The organism is Novosphingobium sp. 9U (assembly GCF_902506425.1).
Taxonomy (GTDB): Bacteria; Pseudomonadota; Alphaproteobacteria; order Sphingomonadales; family Sphingomonadaceae; genus Novosphingobium.
In genome coordinates this window covers 588,921-605,765 of the sequence record NZ_LR732469.1, presented here as the reverse complement: position 1 = coordinate 605,765, position 16,845 = coordinate 588,921, and the positions used below count along the sequence as shown (strand labels likewise).

Annotated in this window: 20 protein-coding genes; 7 read left to right on the top strand and 13 right to left on the bottom strand. The window is 66.5% G+C overall.

From position 1 onward, the window contains the following. The first annotated feature begins 43 nt into the window (after nt 1-43). On the top strand, nt 44-496 hold the full coding sequence (locus GV044_RS02760) for a tRNA (cytidine(34)-2'-O)-methyltransferase (RefSeq protein ID WP_159865132.1): 453 nt from the start codon (nt 44-46) through the stop codon (nt 494-496). A 32-nt stretch (nt 497-528) separates the two neighbouring features. Here GV044_RS02760 and GV044_RS02755 read toward each other — a convergent pair whose 3' ends face one another. Beyond that, nucleotides 529-1,524, bottom strand: coding sequence for a MucR family transcriptional regulator (locus GV044_RS02755; protein WP_159865129.1), 996 nt, complete (start codon nt 1,522-1,524; stop codon nt 529-531). Nucleotides 1,525-1,763: 239 nt separating this feature from the next. On the opposite strand from GV044_RS02755, the gene GV044_RS02750 reads away from it, so the two are divergent. Together GV044_RS02750 and GV044_RS02745 are read left to right on the top strand one after the other, a co-directional pair. Next, a complete protein-coding gene (locus tag GV044_RS02750) occupies nt 1,764-2,021 on the top strand; it encodes a hypothetical protein (RefSeq protein ID WP_159865126.1) in 258 nt (85 codons plus the stop codon). After that, nucleotides 2,018-2,275, top strand: a complete 258-nt coding sequence (locus GV044_RS02745; RefSeq protein ID WP_371741555.1) for a DUF3253 domain-containing protein — start codon at nt 2,018-2,020, stop codon at nt 2,273-2,275. Before GV044_RS02750 ends, GV044_RS02745 begins: the two co-directional genes overlap by 4 nt. Here the strand turns inward: GV044_RS02745 and GV044_RS02740 are convergent. Next, on the bottom strand, nt 2,214-3,185 hold the full coding sequence (locus tag GV044_RS02740; protein WP_159865123.1) for an ATP-grasp fold amidoligase family protein: 972 nt from the start codon (nt 3,183-3,185) through the stop codon (nt 2,214-2,216). The genes GV044_RS02745 and GV044_RS02740 overlap by 62 nt on opposite strands. Before the next feature lie 169 nt (nt 3,186-3,354). Here GV044_RS02740 and GV044_RS02735 point away from each other — a divergent pair, with 169 nt between their 5' ends. Continuing rightward, nucleotides 3,355-4,311 (top strand): NAD(P)/FAD-dependent oxidoreductase, encoded by a 957-nt coding sequence (locus tag GV044_RS02735; protein ID WP_159865120.1) that lies wholly within the window; start codon nt 3,355-3,357, stop codon nt 4,309-4,311. On the opposite strand, the gene GV044_RS02730 is transcribed toward GV044_RS02735, so the two are convergent. After that, nucleotides 4,305-4,550: a glutaredoxin domain-containing protein gene (locus tag GV044_RS02730; protein ID WP_159865117.1), complete on the bottom strand. Its 246-nt coding sequence runs from the start codon at nt 4,548-4,550 to the stop codon at nt 4,305-4,307. The two genes, GV044_RS02735 and GV044_RS02730, sit on opposite strands and share 7 nt — an antisense overlap. A gap of 102 nt (nt 4,551-4,652) precedes the next feature. Between GV044_RS02730 and GV044_RS02725 the strand changes: the two genes are divergently transcribed. After that, nucleotides 4,653-5,051 (top strand): reverse transcriptase-like protein, encoded by a 399-nt coding sequence (locus GV044_RS02725; protein ID WP_159865114.1) that lies wholly within the window; start codon nt 4,653-4,655, stop codon nt 5,049-5,051. On the opposite strand, the gene GV044_RS02720 is transcribed toward GV044_RS02725, so the two are convergent. Further along, a complete protein-coding gene (locus GV044_RS02720) occupies nt 4,991-6,268 on the bottom strand; it encodes a hypothetical protein (RefSeq protein ID WP_159865111.1) in 1,278 nt (425 codons plus the stop codon). The two genes, GV044_RS02725 and GV044_RS02720, sit on opposite strands and share 61 nt — an antisense overlap. Next, nucleotides 6,243-7,715, bottom strand: a complete 1,473-nt coding sequence (locus GV044_RS02715) for an MBOAT family protein (protein WP_201298996.1) — start codon at nt 7,713-7,715, stop codon at nt 6,243-6,245. Before GV044_RS02715 ends, GV044_RS02720 begins: the two co-directional genes overlap by 26 nt. A gap of 188 nt (nt 7,716-7,903) precedes the next feature. On the opposite strand from GV044_RS02715, the gene GV044_RS02710 reads away from it, so the two are divergent. Continuing rightward, nucleotides 7,904-8,710 carry an SDR family NAD(P)-dependent oxidoreductase gene (locus GV044_RS02710; protein WP_159865108.1) on the top strand — a complete coding sequence of 269 codons (807 nt, stop codon included), beginning with the start codon at nt 7,904-7,906 and terminating at the stop codon, nt 8,708-8,710. Between the two features lie 13 nt (nt 8,711-8,723). Next, a complete protein-coding gene (locus GV044_RS02705) occupies nt 8,724-9,779 on the top strand; it encodes a hypothetical protein (protein ID WP_159865105.1) in 1,056 nt (351 codons plus the stop codon). Here GV044_RS02705 and GV044_RS02700 read toward each other — a convergent pair. From GV044_RS02700 to GV044_RS02665, 8 genes are all read right to left on the bottom strand, one after another. Beyond that, nucleotides 9,776-10,882, bottom strand: a complete 1,107-nt coding sequence (locus GV044_RS02700) for an App1 family protein (RefSeq protein ID WP_159865102.1) — start codon at nt 10,880-10,882, stop codon at nt 9,776-9,778. The genes GV044_RS02705 and GV044_RS02700 overlap by 4 nt on opposite strands. Nucleotides 10,883-10,960: 78 nt before the next feature. Next, a complete protein-coding gene (locus GV044_RS02695) occupies nt 10,961-11,656 on the bottom strand; it encodes a DUF937 domain-containing protein (RefSeq protein ID WP_236554638.1) in 696 nt (231 codons plus the stop codon). Continuing rightward, a complete protein-coding gene (locus GV044_RS02690) occupies nt 11,601-12,275 on the bottom strand; it encodes a hypothetical protein (RefSeq protein ID WP_159865099.1) in 675 nt (224 codons plus the stop codon). Before GV044_RS02690 ends, GV044_RS02695 begins: the two co-directional genes overlap by 56 nt. A gap of 121 nt (nt 12,276-12,396) precedes the next feature. Then, nucleotides 12,397-13,200 carry a SirB1 family protein gene (locus tag GV044_RS02685; RefSeq protein ID WP_159865096.1) on the bottom strand — a complete coding sequence of 268 codons (804 nt, stop codon included), beginning with the start codon at nt 13,198-13,200 and terminating at the stop codon, nt 12,397-12,399. 56 nt (nt 13,201-13,256) lie between these two features. Continuing rightward, a complete protein-coding gene (locus tag GV044_RS02680; RefSeq protein ID WP_159865093.1) occupies nt 13,257-13,598 on the bottom strand; it encodes a hypothetical protein in 342 nt (113 codons plus the stop codon). Between the two features lie 83 nt (nt 13,599-13,681). Further along, nucleotides 13,682-13,873, bottom strand: a complete 192-nt coding sequence (locus GV044_RS02675) for a hypothetical protein (protein WP_159865090.1) — start codon at nt 13,871-13,873, stop codon at nt 13,682-13,684. A 57-nt stretch (nt 13,874-13,930) separates the two neighbouring features. Continuing rightward, nucleotides 13,931-14,722 (bottom strand): DUF3142 domain-containing protein, encoded by a 792-nt coding sequence (locus GV044_RS02670; protein WP_159865087.1) that lies wholly within the window; start codon nt 14,720-14,722, stop codon nt 13,931-13,933. After that, on the bottom strand, nt 14,692-16,767 hold the full coding sequence (locus GV044_RS02665) for a hypothetical protein (protein ID WP_159865084.1): 2,076 nt from the start codon (nt 16,765-16,767) through the stop codon (nt 14,692-14,694). The genes GV044_RS02670 and GV044_RS02665 overlap by 31 nt, the downstream gene beginning before the upstream one ends. Nucleotides 16,768-16,845: the final 78 nt, after the last annotated feature.

Sequence of the window (16,845 nt, the reverse complement as noted above, 5' to 3'; positions counted from 1 at the left end):
CGCCAGGCTTGCAATATGAACCCGTCGCCGCCAATCAGCGCCGATGCGCATCGCCTTGTTCGAGCCGGAAATTGCCGGAAACGTCGGCGCCATCATGCGCCTTGCGGCATGCCTGGGTGCGAGCGTCGACGTGGTCGAGCCGATGGGTTTCGCGTGGGACGACCGGCGCGTGAGGCGCGCGGCGATGGACTATATCGACCATGTCACCGTAACGCGCCACGCCAGCTTCGACGCGTTCAAGGCGACGATCGCGGACGGCAGGCTCCTGCTGTTCACGACCAAGAGCTCTCAGTCGATCTACCAGTTCGAGTTCAGGCCCGACGACGTGCTGCTCTTCGGCAAGGAAAGCGCAGGCGTGCCGGGCGAAGTCGCGAAAGCCTGCGACGCGCGCCTGCGCATACCCATGCGGCCGCAAGTCCGATCGATGAACTTGGCAACGGCCACGGCGCTGGTGCTAGGCGAGGCGCTACGCCAGACCGGAGGGCTACCCGGCTGACGCGCTAGCGACGTCCGCCGGGTCTATGCGCCCTAGCTCGACTTGCTTTTCGCCCCAGCGGCTGCAGCGCGCGCGGACTTCGGCTCACGAGCCATGCGCGGTGCCTTCTTGGATTTCGCCTCAGAATTCGCGGCAGACTTGGCCTGATCGCTGGCTTCCGGGTTGTCACCTTGCGGCTCAGCAGGCGCCGACTCAGCCTTGAACAGGCCGATCCGGCCGCGACGCTTCGGCTTTGCCGTTTCGAGGGTGGCATCTGATGAGGTTGCCTCGGCCGGCGGCGCATCCGTGACCGGCTGTGCGGGTTCGGAAGCGGCGCTGCCAGTGTCGTCCGCTTTGGCCTTCGACGCCTTGCGTGTCTGCGCCGGACGCTTTCGGCTCTTGGGCGCCGGGGGCGAAGCTTCGGCGGTGTCCGGCTCGCTGGAGGGTTCGGGCGATTGGGCCTCGGGAGCCTGCGCTTCGGCGGCGCTGTCCTGGCTGGGCTCCGCTGCCTTCTTGCTGGCGCGCCGGCTCGGCTTCTTCGCCGCCGGTGCCTTTGCCGCATCGCCTTGCTCTGTCGTGGTTCCGGAAGGCGCTGCCTCGTTCACCGTCTCGGGAGAGCTATCAGGCTCCGCTGCCTCGGGAGCAGGCTTGCGCGTTCCCAGGCCGACCTTCTGCGCGACTGCACGCCGGTGCGCCGCATAGTCGGGCGCGACCATCGGGTAGCTCGCGGGCAGATTGTAGCGGGCGCGGTACGTGTCCGGCGTGAGGCCATGCGATGCCAGATGGCGCTTCAGGGTCTTGTACGGTCTGCCGTCGATCAGGCTCAGGATGTGCTCGGACGACGCGAGGCTCTTGCGGACCGACACTGCCGGCGTGAACGTCTCGGCCTCAACAGGCTCCGCCGCGTCCACTTCGCCGGTCAATGCAGCGCGCGTCGTGCGGATCAGATCTGCAAGTTCGCCCGATTCCACCGAATTGTTCGCCAGATATGCACTGAGAAGCTGCACCGTGAGAGCGGCAACGTCGGAAGGCTGTTCTGTTTCGGACATGGGGCGGAGCTTTCAATAGTGGCGACGACCTGACAAGGACATCGGCTTAGCTGCACGATTGCATTATGACCAGCCTGCAATGAGCCGGTTACGACAACGCTTCGATGAACTCTCGAACAGCCGACGGGTGCCACAGCTCAAGAACGATGATGGTCTCTTGAAGGTGGCCGATATTGGTCGGCGGCACCGCGGCTTGTGAGGCGCGTTGTTGTCGCAAAGATCGATTGTGGGACGTCAACATGTCTGAAGACTACGCTCACGGCCGGCGCGATGGTCTGCGACTAGCCTTGGCGATCCTTGCCGCGGAAGAGGCGAAGTGGGCGGCGCAACTGAACCAGAGCCGATCCCGCCGGACCAACTGGACCCGCGAAGTGCGGCACAAGACGCTGCAAGTGGCGCAGCAACGCGTGCGCACCGCGCTCAACCGGCTCACGCCGAAGGGGACCGGCGCCATGGATCCGGAGCTTGCCTCCGCGCTGGACCAGATCGGCTTGTGACGCGGGAGATCGAAGTCGAACGTGCACGCGCCGGCGTGTTGGACTTGTTGGCGCTGCGAGCGCTCGATGCAACGATCTGCCCCAGCGAAGTCGCAAGGATGTTGACGGCGAACAGTGGCACAGCCTGGCGAAACGCGATGCCGGTGGTGCATGCTGCGGTGGATGGCTTGATCGCGGCGGGTGCCGTGCGCCTCAGCTGGAAGGGAGCGGATCTGCCGACGCGTTCGGGACCTTATCGGATCCGCCGGGCATAGCGGCCGCTGCCGCGATCCACTCACGACCGAGCCGCAGGTCGAGTGAGCGCGGCTCGAACGGATCGAGACCCGAGCCGGGATAGAAAGTCGCCTCGCCGAACAGCGGCCGTCCATTCACTTCGTAGAAGTCGATCCGCACGAAATCGAAGTCTCGGCCCAGTTCTTCGGCAGCATCGATCATCGCGCCGAGCGAGTGGGGCGGCTTGGTGGCGGCCTTGCGGTTGCGAGACAAGGGCCGCCAATCGCGATCGAAGAGTTGCCAGGTGTGGTCGTGCTCCCGGTCGAGGTGCACCTGGACGAACGAAACTTGGCCGCCGAAGACGAACAGCTTGTAGTCGATCGGCAGGCTGTCGCCGGTGCCGATGAACGGTTCCACCAGCAAACCGCGCTCGACTTCGCGGTAGGCCCATTCGTCCAGCCAGGTTCCATAGGTCGATCGCATCCAGCGTAGCGCTTGGCGGCGGATCGTGGCCCAGTCTTCCCGCCCGGTGCGGACGAATGCGCTGTGTTTGCACCCATGTCGCGACTTGAGGACGAACGGCGGCACCCAGATCGGCTTCGAAGGCAGGCAAGTGCCTTGCCACAACGTCGGGACGATCCATTCGGCGCCGAGCCTCGCCGCGACATGCTCCTTTGCCCGGACCTTATCGACCAGCAGCGGCATCAGGCCGTTCCGGTCGCTCAGCTTGCGGACCTGGACCAGCTCGTTGAACAGAGTGGGATTGCGCAAGTTCGGCAAGCGCCCGTGGCGCCACAAGTACGTCAGGAGGATACGAGCACGGACGGCGGCGGGCGCGTGGAAGAGCGATCGGCTGCGCTGTCTGGCGAGCGCTTCTTGCACGCGATCGCCCGACGACGCCGCGATGCGCAGATGCGGGACGATCGGATCGGGGAGCGGCGCCTCGCCCATGGGCACCCGGGGCCGAACCGATCCGCTGCTCTCCATCATTCTGCACAACTGCCATTGCCGCCGCCGGTTGCTGCGCGCGGGACCCTGCCCCGCGGGGCGGCGTGGCTCCGGACGCAGCATGTGGCGAGGCCGCGGAACCAATGCGCTGCCGAAAGTCTTGCACACGCATATGGATAAGCCATTCGACTGTATCGTCATCGGCGCCGGACCTGCCGGGCTCACCGCCGCGATCTATCTTGCCAGGTTCCACCTCTCCATTCTGGTCGTCGATGCCGGGCAGAGCCGCGCGGCGATGATCCCGCGCACGCACAATCACGCAGGCTACCCGGGCGGCATCCCGGGCACAGAGCTGCTGCGGCTGATGCGCGAACAGGCGGGCGAGTTCGGCGTGTCCGTAACGTCAGGCCTGGTCGAGCGGCTGGAGAAGCACGATGACCTGTTCACCGTCCACGGATCGGGGCAGACCTGGACGAGCCGCAGCGTGCTGCTGGCGACGGGCGTGGTGAACAACCGGCCGCCGATCGCTCCGGAGATCCACGACGCAGCGCTGGCGCGCGGGTTGCTGCGGTACTGTCCGATCTGCGACGGCTTCGAAGTCACCGACCGGAACGTCGGCGTGATCGGCACCGATACCCATGGCTTCAACGAAGCCGTGTTCCTGCGCATGTACACGCCCGAGGTCACGCTGATCGCGCCGCAGGGCGATCACACGCTCTCGGATGACGAGCGAGCACGGCTCAACGACCTGGAGGTGCGCGTGGTCAATGGTCCATGCCATCCGCTGCGGGTGGAGGACGACTGCATCTTCGTGCCGACACCAGAAGGTGAGCTGGCCTTCGACAGCGTCTACCCCGCCCTCGGGTCGGTGATCCGCTCGGAGCTGGCGATCACGCTGGGCGCGGAGGGCAGCGAGGATGGCTGCCTACTCGTCGACGATCACCAGCGCACGTCAATCCTTGGCCTCTACGCCGCGGGCGACGTGGCCAAGGGGCTTGACCAGATCAGCCACGCCATGGGGGAGGCCGGCGTTGCGGCCACCACCATCCGCAACGACCTGGCGCGCAGTCGGCCGCTGGTGCGCGAGCGAGCGACACCTGCTGCCGAAAAGCGCGCTGTAGTCTACTGAGCCAGGTAGCGTTCCAGATCGTCGCTGCCGCCGATCCGCTCGCCATCGATGAAGACCTGCGGCGTGGTGTCAACACCGTGCTCATCCTCGAACGCGTCGACTTCGTCGCGCGAGGACAGCACATTATCCTCGATCTGGAAGCCGGCTTGCTCCAGCAACTGCTTGGCGCGCACGCCGAACGGGCAGGTGTGGTCGGGCAGCACCATGCGGTACAACGTGGCGCTCTTGCTATCGGACATGCAGTTCTCCATCGCGGAGCATGTCGCTCCGCCCTGGGATCAAAGCCACAGCAAGGCAGCGGTTCCGTCCTGGCGAGACCATCGAGATGAGTAAGGGCGGACATGCGTGAAGCTTGGCGCGAGGAACGGGTCACGTTCTACTTCGACGGTGGCTGCGCGCCGAACCCGGGGCCGATGCATGCTGCCGTGGTGAGCCGGGGGAAAGCCTGGTTCCGCGACGAGATGGGTGTGGGCGACAACAACCAGGCTGAGTGGCTCGCCCTCCTTATGGCGGTAAAGCAGGCGCATGCGCAGGCGTGTACGGACGTCGTGCTGATCGGAGACTCAGCCCTCGTGATTGCGCAGGCGAGTGGCCGGCAGAAATGCCGGAGCGCACACCTCGCGCCGTACCTGGCCGCGTTCCACCAGGCGTCCGCGGGATTTGCGCGCGTCCACTTGCGTCACGTGCCGCGCACCAGGAACCTTGCCGGCATTGCCCTCGCCCGCCGCGGCTTACCCTGAACGGCAACGCGCGTCTGGGGCGAGCAGGAGCCAGCAGCCAGCGGCGGCGGCGCGTCAGCGCGCAACGGCAACCTTGGAATGAGGAGTGCGATGGCGCGCACGTAAGCGTCGGTGAACAGCGGGCGACACGCAGCGCTGACATGGGACAGTTCGGGAATGTCCAGATCGCGCGCAGCGGGCAAGTCGTCCGCGTGAACGCCTTGCACGTTCGCCGCCACGAGAAGCTTGTCCCAAACTTTGTCGCGAGGCGCTCTCTGGTCCTCCAGCAAGCGTAGCTTGGGTGCCGAGGGCGGGCGCACGAAAACCACCTCTCCGCCGCGTGCGCGGATCTTTGCGACCGCGGCGCGCGTCTTCGCCTCGGTCATAGCGATCAGTTCGGGCGTAGGGCCGGGCAGGCCGTAGAGGATCATCCACATGTGGATCGCATGGGCGCGCAGGAAGGGATCGCGCTCGATCTGCTGCCAGAGTGCGGTTTCGCGATCCTCTCCGGTGTGCTCCAGCTTCCAAACCTCGTTGTAGGGGCCGCCGCGCAGGCCCTTCCGCGCGCCGTTATCGGAGTGCTGGACCAGCGTGCTGAGCGATGCGTCGTCCTCCAGGAAGCCGAGGTGCCGGCGCGCTTCGCGGTGCAGGATCAGCGAGGTCTTCGCGCTCGGCGCCTCCCACTCGCCCGCCTTTTGCGCCTTTGCGCCGAGCCCGATCCCCGGGCGGTAGTACGAGACTTCGGTGATGCCGACGATCAGCAGGCCCTCGAACGCCGTCTTGTCGGCGATGTCCTCCAGGATGGGCCGGGCGTTGGTTCCCGCGAGTGCAAGCTGCAGCGGGCGGCGGCCAGTCAGCGCTTCGAACCGGGCGAAGTCGGTGTCGAACAGAATGCGCGAGTCCCCGATGATGGCGACGGGCGCATCGTCGATCCGCCGCCATTGCTCGGCCCAGGTAGAGGGATAGTCGCCGAGGTCGCCGGGCAGGAAACCGCGCGTGCGGCTCCAGGCCTCCCAGCCGACCGTCAGCAGCGATACGAGCAGCACGACCGCCAGCATGATCCGCGCCCAGGGTTGCGCGGGTACGTCGCGTTGCGGCACCGGCTGCGCCATGCCGGGGCGGTCGGATGCGGTCAGGCGCAGCCCCGGCGCGAGCGGAGCATGGTGCGCGTTTGGCCCTTGTCCCGGCTCCACCACGGGCGCCTCGGCGGGCTCAGAACTGGAAGTAGATGAAGGCATCGCCCGATCCATGTTCGATGATGATGGCGAACGCCATCGCTGCCAGGCCCAGCGCGATCAGCACCGGATGAAGCCGCGCGACGGCGGCCTCGAGCGTGCGCTCGCGCATTGCCCAATGGATCGCCACCAGTGCCGGGACGATCACCAGCGTCGAGACGATGCTGACCATGGCGAGCTGCGGTTTGCCGACGCCGCCATCAATGCCGATCATCGCGGCGAGGATCGACCAGGCCGCGCCGAAGCTGGTCGCGCGAAAGAACACCCACGCCACGTTGACAAGCAGGAAGGTAAGCAAGCCGGCAGCGAACAGCATTGCGCCACGTGGACGATAGGCCGTGCTGCGCTTGATCAACCGCTCGGCCACCAGGTAGAGGCCGTGGAGACCGCCCCAGGCGACGAAGGTCCAGTTGGCACCATGCCACAGCCCGCCCAGCAGCATGGTCGCCATCAGCGCCGCGTATGTGCGGGCAGGGCCGCGGCGGCTGCCGCCCAGGGGAATGTAGACGTAGTCGCGCAGCCACGAGGACAAGGTGATGTGCCACCGCCGCCAGAAGTCGGAGAAGCCGACAGCGGCGTAGGGAAAGCGGAAGTTGTCCGGCATAGCGAAGCCCAGGCACAGCGCCACGCCGATCGCCGTCGTCGAGTAGCCCGCAAAGTCGCAGAAGATCTGCCCGCTGAAGGCGAGAGTCCCGACCCAGGCGTCGAGACCGAGGGGCGGCGCTTTCGCTCCGTAGACCGCGTCGACCGCGGGCGCCAGGAACCCGTCAGCCAGTACGACCTTCTGAAACAGGCCCAGCACGATCATGCCAAGGCCGAAACACAGCTGGTTGCGGTCTGCTCGGCGGGGCGAGGCGAACTGCGGCACCAGCTCGGTCGGGCGCATGATCGGCCCTGCGACCAGGTGTGGGAAGAACGTCACGAACAGCGCATAGTCGAGGAAACTGCGCGCAGGCGCCGCGCGCCGCAAGTAGACGTCCAGCGTGTAGGACAGCGTCGCAAAGGTGTAGAAGCTGATGCCGACCGGCAGCACGATCCCCATCTGCGGCGCGGAGTAGCGCACGCCGACCGCGCTCATCGCCGCGGCGAAGCTATCGAGCGCGAACTGGCCGTACTTGAAATAGGCCAGCATGCCGATGTTCACCACCACCGAGATCAGCATCCAGGCCTTGCGGACGATCGGCCGTTCGGCACGCACCAGCTGCTGGGCGGCGATCCAGTCGACGATCGTCGACACCCAGAGCAGGATGATGAAAGGCGGGTTCCACGCCGAATAGAACAGGTAGCTGGCGAGAAGCAGGAACACCTTCTTGGCCGTCCAGCCGAACGGGATCGACCAGATCGCAAGAACGATGCCGAAGAAGGCAAAGAATGTCAGCGAGTTGAAGGCCAACGCCGCCCCCGGTTGACTATGGCTGGCGGCGCGCAGGTGCGCGCAATCGGCCAACATGACTTGCGGCAATATTACCCCTGCTGTGAGGACTAGCACTTGTGCCGTGAGCGAGTCCACTACTCTTTGGACCGGTTATGGGAGTGCGGTTCTGACGCCCAAGCCTGCTGGCCTATGATCCCCATTTGGGAGTAGCGTCTCGCGCCGCATCATGGTCTCTCGCGGGCCAAGTTGGGAGAGCAAGAAGCATGGATCTGGATCTGAAGGGCCGCCGCGCGCTGGTCACCGGCAGCAGCAGCGGCATCGGCGAAGCGATCGTGCACATGCTGGCGCAGGAAGGTGCGCACGTCGTGGTCCACGGCCGCAATCGCGAGCGGGCCGAGGCAGTGGCGAAGGCGATCGGAGCTGCAGGTGTCGCGATCGGCGAACTGGCGGAGGATGGCACGGCCGAGGCGGTCCATGGCCAGGCCGTCGCGGCGCTCGGTGGCAACGTCGAGATCCTGATCAACAACGCCGGCGGCAACTCGGAAGGCAACTCGGCGAAGAAGCCGCACGAGATCGATGCGGCCGACTTCCTCTCCAACTATCGCGCTAACACGCTGGGCGCAGTGCAGCTGTGCCAGTTGTGCATTCCGGACATGGTCGAGTCGCGCTTTGGCCGCATCGTCAACGTCTCAAGCGCGGTCGCGATGCAGCCCAACAACGTCGGCGCGGACTATTCGGCGGCGAAGGCGGCGCTGAACAATTACACCGTCAGCCTCGCGGGCTCCCTACGCAACGTCGGTGTCACCGCCAACATCCTGACGCCCGGCATCATCATGGTCGACGGGCTGCTGCGTTTCGGGCGCGAGAAGTTCGGCAATCCCGACGCCAGCTTCGAGGAGATCTGCGAGAAATTCGGCGAGGCCAAGGTGTTCGACATCCCGCCGGTCGGCCGCGTCGGCAAGCCCGAGGAGCTGGCGATGGTCGCCTGCATGCTCGCCAGCCCGCGCTCGGGCTTCATCACCGGCGCCAACTATCGCGTCGACGGCGGCCAGAGCCGCGGCCTGAACTGAGAGGAGCCGAACAATGGCTGATAAGACCTACCGCGTCATCCAGTGGGCCACCGGCACCGTCGGCTCGGCGGCGTTGAAGTACTTCATCGAGAACCCGGTGACCGAGCTGGTCGGCGTCTACGTCACCAATCCCGACAAGGTCGGCAAGGACGCGGGCGAGCTGGTCGGGCTGCCCGCCACCACCGGGGTCAAGGCAACCAGCGACATCGACGCGATCCTTGCCATGGAGGCGGACTGCGTACTCTTCTCCCCCAGCATGATGACACCGCCACTGGAGCAGGTCTGCGCGCTGCTCGCCTCGGGCAAGAACGTCGTCTCGCCCGCCGGACCGTTCCTGCCCAACAAGTGGCTGACGGAAGAAACCGCGCGTGTGGAGGCGGCCTGCGCGCAAGGTGGTACTTCGTTCCACGGCTGCGGCATCCATCCCGGCTTCTCGGGCGACATCCTGCCTTTGACCCTGGCGCGGCTGATGAGCCGGGTCGACTGCGTGGAAGTATCCGAGATCATCGACAAAGTGCGCAACCCGATGATCTATACCGAAATCATGGGCTTCGGCGCCGACCCGCAGGAGCTCCTCGCCAATCCGCGCCGCTCGCCCGAGACCTACAAGCACTTCTACTCCAGCATGGAGATGATCGCGCACGGGCTCGGCAAGGAGATCGAGAACGTCACCGTCAAGTTCGAGGTGGCGACCGCCAAGAAGGACATCACGCACCAGTTCGGCGAGGTGAAGGCGGGCACCGTCGGCGGTCAGCACTACGAATGGACCGCCTGGTGCGAAGGGGCGCCGCTGATCGTCTACCACTTCTATTGGCAGCTGGGCGAGGACATCGAGCCGGTGTGGGAAGAGGGCGAGGCCAAGTACCGCGTGCGCATCAAGGGCGAGCCGCCGCTGGAATGCCACCTGATGGCGATGCAGGACGACGACGGGCGCCACCCGTTCCTCGGCCTGCCTTGGACCGGACTGGTCGGCTGCACCGCGGTGCCGGCGGTGTGCGATGCGGCGCCGGGCATCGTCTCGCACCTAGACCTGGGCGTAGTGCAGCCCAAGGGTCTGGTGCGGCGCTAGGCTGCGGCGCCTTCGCCTGAGGCCCGCGTTGCCTCGACAGGGTTGTCGATGCGCAGCGAGCGCAGGATCGAGACGCCATCGGCGAAGCTGGCGGCGCAGTGTGTCTGAACGCCCAGCGATGCCATCTCTGCCAGGTGGGTAGCGTTGGCGCCGGCTGCGCACTCCCCGGTCACGTCACGGATGAAGACGGCGCCGATCCGCTGCGGGAACTCCCTCACAACCTCGGTGTAAATCTCGACATCCTGCTGACCGTTGTCGCCCATCAGCAGGAAGCGGTGCTGCGGATAGAACCGGAGGATCGATCGGATCGCCTCGAGCTTGTGCGTCTTGTGCCCGGCGTCGATGAACTTGCCCGCATCGATGCCCAAATCCTTCAGGAACATCGGGCCGTGCGGGATCCGGTTCAGCTCCATGAACTGCGTAAGGAACCCGTACAGGTTCCAGGGACTCGACGAGACGTAGAAGAACGGCCGCGTCGGCGAGGCGTGGTCGCGCGCGATCGTCCGGTACAAGTCTGCCGAGCCGGGCACGGCCAATCGATCGCCGGGCTGTTCCAGCACGATCCGGCGCCAATTGGCCGCGAAGTTGGTCGCGCCTGTCTCCATGATGGTGTCGTCGATGTCGGAGATGATGGCCCAGCGATCGTCGCTACCTGGCGCCAGAATGGGCACGGTGAGTTCGCCTTGAGCGTCGTGACCCGGTGCGGAGAGCTTCACGTTCTCCCAAGTAGTCCTCCCGGGCAGCGGACGATCCACGCTTAACGTGAACTGGAAGTAGCCCTCCTCATCGCTGATGCAGGTGGCGTCGATCCCATGCGCTTCGCATCTGACGGTGATCCCGCCGACCTCGCGGCTGTTGTAGATCGCCCACATCGCCAGCAGCTTGTCGAGCACGTCGTCCGCTGGTGCGAGCGGCGGGCGGTACTCGACCACGCGGCCGGAAACGCGCAGCTCACGGTCGTTCCGGTATCCGGCGTAAGGCAGGATCTGCACGTTGGCGGGAGCGACAGGGTCGGTCAGCAAATCTTTCAGCTGATCGACATCCTGCTCCAGCCCCGCGGCAAATGCGCGCAGCCAGCGTCCAAAGGCGTCGGCGGTGTTCATCCGTGTGTCGGTCGTTCCGTTGCTTTGCATGAGCGACGACCGCTACCTACTCGGCGGTGCTGGGGAGCCGTTTGCGCCTCAGTGCCGCGCGCCACCCAGCACCGAGCCGAGGATATCGCCGAGGCCGCCGCCCAAGCCACCACCGAGCCCTCCAAGGCCTCCGCTGCCCGATGCCGCTCCGGCGCCACCGCCGGCGAGCGAGCCAAGCACCGACGTCAGCACGCCACCTAGGCCTCCGGGCTGACCGCCCGATCGTTTCGCCAGGTGCCCGGCGACCAGCATGACGAGGATCGGCAGCATCTGCTTGAGCAAGGCCGGATCGATGCCGCTTTGCTGCGATGCCTGGGTGGCGACTTGCCGGCTGGTGTCCTTGGAGCCGAAGATGCCGCCGAGCAGCTGGTTGCCCTTGGCGATGTCGGTCGGTCCCGGCCCGACCACGTTGTCGGCCAGGGCGCTGCCGCCAAGCGCATCGACGTGCGGAACGTCGCCGCCGGCGCCGGCTGCTTGCTGTCCCAGGCCTGTCAGCACTGATGGCAGCAGCGCTTCGGCGCCTCGCTGGGCTTGATCGTGAGGTATGCCGAGCTGAGATGCCAGCGCATCGATGCCACCGGCGGGCAGGAGTTCGTTCAGGTTCATGTCGCTCATCCCAGTTGCGTAACGGCGCTTGAGGACAAACGCCGCACCGCCACACAAGTTCGAGATGATGCGGCAAAGTGTGTCAGTGCTGGCGGTGTCCGCCGCCGCCGCGTCCACCACCGAAGCCCTGTCCGCCACCAAAGCCACGGCCGCCCCATCCGGAACGTCCGCCAGAAGCTCCCGGCGTGCCGATGGACGAGCCGCGACCGCTCCACTGACCGGCCGAAGGCGCCGGCCGGTCCGGACGGGTCATGCCCGACTGGCCTTGCCAACCGCCGCGATCGGGCCGCTGCTGCCCTACGGCACCATTTGCGACGCCACCTTGCGCAACGCCACCTTGGCGATCGCCGCGCCAGCCGCCGCGCGGGCCATCGCCACGCCCGCCGTTGGGCAAGCCGGGACGATAGCTGCCCTGGGGACCACGGCCGTCGCCCCAGCGCTGACCGCGCCCATGCTGCGTCTGCCAGTAGCGGCGCTGACCGTCGTTCCAGCGGGTGCGACGACCACCCCGATCGAACACGTAGACGCCATAGCCGGGGTAGTAGAAGTCGTTGTACCAGCCGCCGTAGCCACCATAGCCACCGCCGTAACCATAGGCATAGGCGGGGCCATAGCCATCGTAGCCATAGCCGTCGTAACCGTAGTCCGACGCATAGCCGACACCGCCGTAGCCGTAGTCACCCATGCATCCTGCAAGCGAAACGCTCAGGCCCAGTGCGGCGCCTACCGCGACCAGGCGCCTTTTCAGGGAAGCCATCGTCTAAGTCCTTGTGTTTGCGCGGCCTAGAGGCTGCGCTCAGACTTACAACGTGGGACGGGAGCGCGCGGTTTCAATCGCCCTGGGCGACTTTCTGCGGCGATGTCCTCAGGGACATTCCTCAGTGCGCCACCAAGGATGACAGCAGGGTCGAGATGCGCTCACGCAAGTCGGGCTCGCGGGTGATCTCCAGCATCGCGGTCAGGCTGCTGCGTGCAGCGGCAACGTCCTCGTCCGCCAGTTCCAGGCGCGCGCGCTCCCACCAGGCATGGGCATAGCCCGGCGCCATGATGGTCATGCGCTGGTACAGGGTCAGCGCGCGCCGGCCCTGGCCGCCCGCTTCAGCGCGCGTCGCCTGGTTCTGCAGCAGGCGCACGAGCACCGCGCGGTTCGTCATCGTCGAGACATGCGTCACAGCGGCCTCGCGCCCCTGGTTCATGTCCTGCACGAAAGCGGCGAGCTGTTCCGGCTCGACCCTGCGCCCCCCATTGAAGGGGTCGATGATCACCGGGTCGGTCTCATCGCCGATGAGGACGAGCACGTGCCCAGGCAGGTCGAGCACGTTCGCCATCCAGCCGAGCTGCCTGGCAGCGGCGACGTAAAGGATCGAGAGGCTTACCGGCAGTCCGCGGCGGCGCTCGATGACACGGACGAGGTCCGCATTCGCCGGATCGTCGTAAGTGTCCACATCGCCGGTGAACCCAAACTCCCGTCCGAGCACTTGCGCCAGCAGCGCCGCCTGCTTGGGCGCTTCGGTGACGTCGCTGGCGAGATCGTCCAGCCGTTCGGCCAGGTCTGCCAGGACGTAGAGGCAGGCATCGTCTTCGTCTTCTGGGTGATCGAGCAGTGCCAGCGTGATCGCGGCATCGTCGAGATCGATGTCCTCGTCCTCGATGAGGCCGAGCTGGATAAGGTCATCATGCATGGCTGCAAGATGGGATTGCCGACACGATGTGCAACTCGGGCCGCCGCGTCCCCGGGTCAGCGCTGCTTCTTGGCAGTGGTGGCGGTGAAGTCCGGATCCTTCTTCGCGACCCAGTCGACGAACTTGCGCACGTTGGGATGCGCCAACAGTGCGTCCACGTCCATGCCGTGGCGCTGCAGTTCGGAGTTGGTGAAGTTGGCGATCAGGGTCTGCTGGCAGATCGGGTGCATCGCGACGACATCGCGGCCACCACGGCTCTTGGGCACCGGATGGTGCCAGACCACGGTCTTGCCCAGCGGCCGGCCACAAAGCCAGCACGGCGTAACGGGTGCAGGAGCGTCATCGTCCTCCTGCATCTCTTCGGGATAGGGGCCGTGCTTGGGGTGTTTGCGGGCCATGCCTCTGCCTGATCGCGGTTGCTGCGGGGGAGCCCCCTAGCACCGACCCGGCCGATCACCCACCCCTGGTCATCGGGCGCGGCTCAGCCATTCGACTTGGGGACCGGCGCTCCGAGCTTCCTGGCGATACGATCCACTTCCTCATCGCTGGGTGGCTGGAGCAGCTCCTCGCCAGGCGCGAGAGCATCGTCGGGGATGCCGGGGGCGGTGCTGGCGAGCGGTTCGTCGATCGCGCGTTCGTTCGCGCCGTCGGTGATCTTTTCTGTTGGTGGCATGGTCTCGGTTCCTGCTGACAGATGGGTAACGCACAGGCGCGGCAGGTGGACTTCGCTTCAGGACACGGCAGGTCCGTTTGTGCGAACGGCTGGACTTGCATGACGCGGCTGGTCCTTGAGCAGGAAGACGACGTAGCCGCGGAAGTTGGGATCCTCAGCCAGTCGCGGTGGCGGGTCCCAGCTCCCGCCTTCGACAAGGCCGATCCGGTACGGCATGCCGAGGCGCGCCAATCGGCCCAGGTATGCTTCGTAGCCTGGAATGGTGTGGCGGCCCTGATAGGTCTGCACCACGATCTCGTCGACGATGCCGGCCAACTGGCGCAGCGCCTGCGGATCGCCACCCGCGCTCCAGTCCATCAAACCCGTGATCGACAGCTTGAAGCGGCGGGGCAGGCGACGGCGTAGGTCCGCCAGGAAGCGGCCATAGTCCGATAGCCCGCGTGTCGCCGCATCGAAGTCGATCTGCAGGCCGGAGATGCGGTTTCCCGCCGCCTCCCAGAGCGACAGGGCATGCAGCACGTCGCGATGGATCGCTTCGTTCCAATCCAGGCGCTCCACGCGGATCACGAACCACAAAGCCGGGCCCGGCACCTTCGGCGTCGCACGCAAGGGCACGAAGGTGCTGTCTGCCCCATGACGTACCTCGCCCGCGAGCAGGTATACCTCGCGTGCCTGCTTCAGCCAGGCGGGTGCGCGAACGCCGGGCCAGAGGAAGAACGCCTGATACGCGCGCGCATCGACCTTCGCTGGCGCCTCGCCGCCTTCGCATCCACAAACGAGCAGGCTGGCCGCGGTGCCGAACAGCAGGCTGCGGCGGCTTACCAGTAGTACTTGAGATCGATCGCCCATGGGCTTGCCGGATAGTCGCGCTTGAGCTGCTGGAACCATGCCTTGCGATGGGAAACTGGCACGTCCTCGCCGCCACAGGCATTGTTTTGGCTCGGCGCATAGCACTGGACCGAACGGTAGAGCGCATAGGCCTTATCCGCCGCACCCGCCGACCGGTCCGCCAGCACCGACGCGTAGAGCACGGAGCGGGGAGCGGGCCTTCCGGGGAAGAGATCGGGCGACCCGCCGAGCTGATCTGCCGGCGGGCGCTTGGCGGCGAGGTAATCGTCGAAGCCATTCAGGCGCCAGAACTCGGCCAGGCACAGCTGAGCATGGATGTCGCGCGGATTGGACGCGAGCGTTGCGGCCGACGCTTGAAGGGCAGGGCAGGGGTACTCCTCCTGCCACTTGCCTTGGCGGAACAGGCCGAGGGGCGGGTGATTGTCGGCATCACTGTCCATCCACCCGCTCGACCAGCCCTCGCCCACAGTGCCCAACGTTGGTGCCGAAGCCGGAACTTGCGCGAGGTCGGAGCCGAACTCGCGGTAGTGCCCCCGGGACAAGTCTTTCGTGAGCAGGGTGAAGAGGGCGACGCCGCCTTCGGCGCTGGCCGTGCCGGCTTGTCGGCGCAGCAGTGCAGGCGGGGCGACGTGGGCGAGCAGGATGGTCCGGATCTCGGGCTCGGTGACGGGACTGCCCGCGGCGAAGACCTTGGCGAGGTTCCCGCCGCGCTCCCAGTGCATCGCCAGGCCAAGCTGAGCCGCGGGTTGCTGGTAAAGGTCGCGTGCGCCAAGCGCCAACTGCTGCAAGAAACGCTCGGCATCCGCGTCGCCCGACGCTTCGAGCGCCATGCCGCGGAGCAATTGCCGGCTGAAGGCAAGCGCGCCCAGGTCCTTGGGCGCAATCTCCGGTATCAGGCTCAGGACACGGCGGTAATCCTTGGCACCATGGTAGGCGAGGCTCGCCTGAAGGAAGCCGTAGAGCTCCGGCTGACGCGCAAACACGGGCGCCTGCGACGACAGTTCCGCTTGCGTCAGCAGCGCCGGCGCTTCGGTGTCCGGGAAGTCGGGATCGGCCTGGCGCATGCGCAGCAGGTCCCAGGTCGCCATCAGCAGCGGAGCATCGACGTCGTTCCCCATCCCGATGCCGAAGAGGAGCTTGCTTTCGACCTCCTCCAGCATTTCGGGGGAGCGGGAAGGGTCCGCCAGCAGTCCCGAATACGTACGCGCCAAGGCAGGCCGCTCGCCCAGCAGCCAGGTCGCGCGGCGCGTCAGCCCGCTGGCGGACGCGGCGTAGAGGCCGCGTGGATAGCCGGACAAGTAGTCCTGCAAGGCACCCCGCGCATGCTCCGCAGAAGCGCGATCGACCTTGTCGACGCCCGCGAAGCCGCCCCACTCGTCGATCGCGCCAGCTTGCGCTGCGGCCAGATCGTTGCGCGCGATCATGTACCGCGCGGTCTGTGCTATCCACGGCTCCTTGGCCCGCGCGACCTCGGTGAACTGGGTGCGCGCGGCTGGGAAATCGTCGGCGTAGAACGCCCAGGCGCCCTTCAGGTAGCTGAGCCAGGCTTGCGCCGCCTTGCCCTCCAGCGCGGGCCAGGCGGGTGCCGTCTTGTTGCCGTCGCATGCCGGTTTGACCAAGTCGCGCGCAGCGGTGAGCGCTTGCCGCTCCGGCGCAGTCAGGCCCTTGCCTCGCGCCAGGGCAGCGCGGAACGCCAGCGTGCCGCTTGCCAATGTCTGGCACCGTGAGCCGGCGTAGCTCGGCTCGTCGCTGTCGACCGAGGTCGTGCTCTCCGGCTTGGGCCAGTAGGCCGATTGCAGCACGTCCCAGCTGACGAAGACGTGGCCGAACTCGGCATTGCCCCAGTCCCATTTGGGATAGGACTGCGCACCCCGCGCTGCAGACTTGTCCCGCAGCAGCAGCGCTAGGTTCACTCGCGTGTCGTTGCGCGGGCCGATCAGTGCAGTGCCGGCGCATTCGTAGAAGGAGACGGCCAGCGACCAGCGCGGCGTGCAGCCATAGTCGCCGCTCGCGCCCGCCGTTCCGGGCCAGGCTGCCGCCGCCATCAGCGCCGCTGTTCCTGCTAACGCCCACCGCTTCATACGCACTTCTCCCGAACGCACCTGCTGGTTAGCGCGCCCGCG